This is a genomic window from Asaia sp. As-1742 (assembly GCF_011753235.1).
Lineage (GTDB): Bacteria > Pseudomonadota > Alphaproteobacteria > Acetobacterales > Acetobacteraceae > Asaia > Asaia bogorensis_B.
The window spans coordinates 1-2,425 of the sequence record NZ_VWWA01000040.1; the positions used below are offsets into that span (position 1 = coordinate 1).

Sequence of the window (2,425 nt, forward strand, 5' to 3'; positions counted from 1 at the left end):
GGACCATCGTGGCTGCGGGCGCTGTCTGGGCGCCGAGCTGCGGTCCGTTGACCGGACGAGTGGTGGTCTTGCGAGCCGTGCTGTGCCTGGCCGCCTTGCGATGATGCGTGGTCGCTGCAGCCGTCTGGGCATGCGCTGCGACATTCGTTACGACAGGGGAAAAGATGATGGCCGCGCCCAGCAGCAATCGCCCTCGTCTCTGAAAATTAACGATTTTCATAAAACTTTGACCTCGGAATAACTTGGTTTCACAAGGCTGCGTTTTCTGTCTTTTTATTGCAATAGCGTTACTATGTTTTTCGCGTCCGCCTGTGGCAAGGTCGGTCTGCGTGTTGCATAATGGCAACATCTGTTGGTGGGCGAATTATTTATGGCTCTGTTGCAAAGTCGGCCTCCCTGTTTGAAACCGGCCACGGTTTTGGCGTGGGACATGGTGTATGAGCGACTTCAAGGGACGAGATTTCCGGGGTGAGGTGATCCTGTGGGCTGTGCGGTGGTATTGTCGCTACGGGATCAGCTATCGGGATCTTGAAACCATGCTGGCCGAACGCGGCGTCAACGTTGATTATTCGACGATCTACCGCTGGGTCCAGCGTTACGCGCCTGAGATGGAAAAGCGCCTGCGCTGGTACTGGAAACGCCCGGGCTTCACCCGCAGCTGGCGGGTGGACGAGACTTATATCAAGGTCAAGGGAGTATGGGCGTATCTGTATCGGGCTGTCGACAGGGGCGGCGATACGATCGATTTCTATCTCTCACCGACCAGGAATGCCAAGGCCGCGCAGCACTTTCTGGGCAAAGCGGTGAACGGTCTGAAGGACTGGGAGAAGCCCGAGACGATCAACACGGACAAGGCCCCGACCTACGGCATCGCGATCAGCGAACTCAAAAAGGACGGAAAACTGCCGGATACGGTGGAACACCGTCAGGTGAAATATCTGAACAACGTAATCGAGGCCGATCATGGCAAGCTGAAACAGCTGATCAGGCCGGCTCGTGGTTTCAAAACACTGAAAACCGCTTACGCCACGATCAAGGGTTTCGAAGTCATGCGCGCCCTGAAAAAGGGGCAAGCCAGACCCTGGCAGCAGGAAAAGGGCATCATGGGAGAAGCGCACCTGATCGAGAGGCAGTTCGGGGTCTACACATTCTGAAAAGCCCTGAGCCTCGAGTTTGCGCTACTAATCCAAGATTTTGCAACAGAGCCCTTTCACCCTGCCCACAGCGCGCCCGACACACCACAAGCCCACAGGATCATGAGCAGGAGATTTTTCTCTTTTCTGATTTTTGAGAAAGGGCAGTGCGGTCTTATCAACCGAGACTCGAGAGGGGGAAAGCAGGGCAGACCCAGCATCTGAGGGAGCGCGCTGCCCGCGCGCACTTGGCTTGAAACGATGCTGACCGGCTCTCAGAACGCAAACCTTTCTTGATATCCACCTTGGTATCTATTATGATATATATCACAAAAGTTTTTTTGGGGGGGTATCGTGCCGCAAATTGCTAAGATCTTTACTAATGGACGCAGTCAGGCTGTGCGCCTTCCGGCATCTTTCCGGTTCGAGGGAACCGAGGTTTACATCCGCAGGGACGAAGCAACCGGCGATGTGATCCTCTCCAGACGACCGGAGGGCTGGGACAGTTTGTTTGAAGCGATCAAGGCAGGCGGTGTGACCGATGATTTTCTTGGTGGCGATGAACGATCTCAGGATGCGCAGAACCGCGACCCGTTTGCGGGGATCGCGTCGTGAGTGCGAAACATTGGATGCTGGACACCAATACGGTCAGTCATTTGGTGAAGGGCCATCCTAGTGTGTTGGACCGGCTGTCTCGCAGAGCGCCTTCTGAAGTCGTTATTTCAGTTATCACGGAAGGAGAGCTGCGGTTTGGCCTGGCCAAGCGTCCTGAGGCCACACGTCTGAAGACGATCGTCAGTGAGTTTCTACAGCGTGTCACAGTTTTACCCTGGCAATCCTCAACTGCACAAACCTATGGTGATCTGCGTGCCAAGCTGGAGAATGCGGGTAAGGTCGTTGGGACCCTCGATCTGTTGATTGCGGCTCATGCGTTGGACGTAGGGGCGATTCTTGTTAGCAACGACGCCGGGTTTAACAAGATCGGTGAGCTTCAGCTTCAAGACTGGACTGCGACGACGAGTTGAGCACCATACCCGATTGGCGATAGCTATGGATACTCTACATCCGGCTTTCGAAATACAATCGAAATAAGCACGATGGACCAGATGGCTGAGACGCATCACCAGTTCCGACGCGCGCTTCAATCAATGGGTCGCGTTTTTATTAGATGTTTGGTCCCGGGTTTTGATGGTGCGGGTTTTGCGTGAATCTTGATGGCTCGTGCTGCCATTGCTGGCAAACGAATTCGTATGGCGTGAGGCCCCGGAGCGTCTTCAGTCGACGTGCGAAAT

General features: G+C 54.7%; 4 protein-coding genes and 1 pseudogene. 3 read left to right on the forward strand and 2 right to left on the reverse strand.

Translation table 11 applies throughout. The annotated features are described in order from the left end of the window. Positions 1 to 220, reverse strand: a 220-nt coding sequence (locus tag F3J08_RS16705) for a hypothetical protein (protein ID WP_166931869.1), incomplete at its 3' end; no start/stop codon positions are given. 217 nt (positions 221 to 437) lie between these two features. On the opposite strand from F3J08_RS16705, the gene F3J08_RS16710 reads away from it, so the two are divergent. The 3 genes from F3J08_RS16710 (at position 438) to F3J08_RS16720 (ending at position 2,158) form a co-directional block, all read left to right on the forward strand. Continuing rightward, positions 438 to 1,154: an IS6 family transposase gene (locus F3J08_RS16710; protein WP_166931872.1), complete on the forward strand. Its 717-nt coding sequence runs from the start codon at positions 438 to 440 to the stop codon at positions 1,152 to 1,154. 333 nt (positions 1,155 to 1,487) lie between these two features. Then, positions 1,488 to 1,748 (forward strand): antitoxin, encoded by a 261-nt coding sequence (locus tag F3J08_RS16715; RefSeq protein ID WP_370458771.1) that lies wholly within the window; start codon positions 1,488 to 1,490, stop codon positions 1,746 to 1,748. After that, complete coding sequence (locus F3J08_RS16720) at positions 1,745 to 2,158, forward strand: type II toxin-antitoxin system VapC family toxin (protein WP_370458772.1); 414 nt, start codon at positions 1,745 to 1,747, stop codon at positions 2,156 to 2,158. The genes F3J08_RS16715 and F3J08_RS16720 overlap by 4 nt, the downstream gene beginning before the upstream one ends. Positions 2,159 to 2,297: 139 nt before the next feature. On the opposite strand, the pseudogene F3J08_RS16725 reads toward F3J08_RS16720, so the two are convergent. Beyond that, positions 2,298 to 2,425, reverse strand: a pseudogene (locus F3J08_RS16725) (IS481 family transposase); the annotation flags it as partial.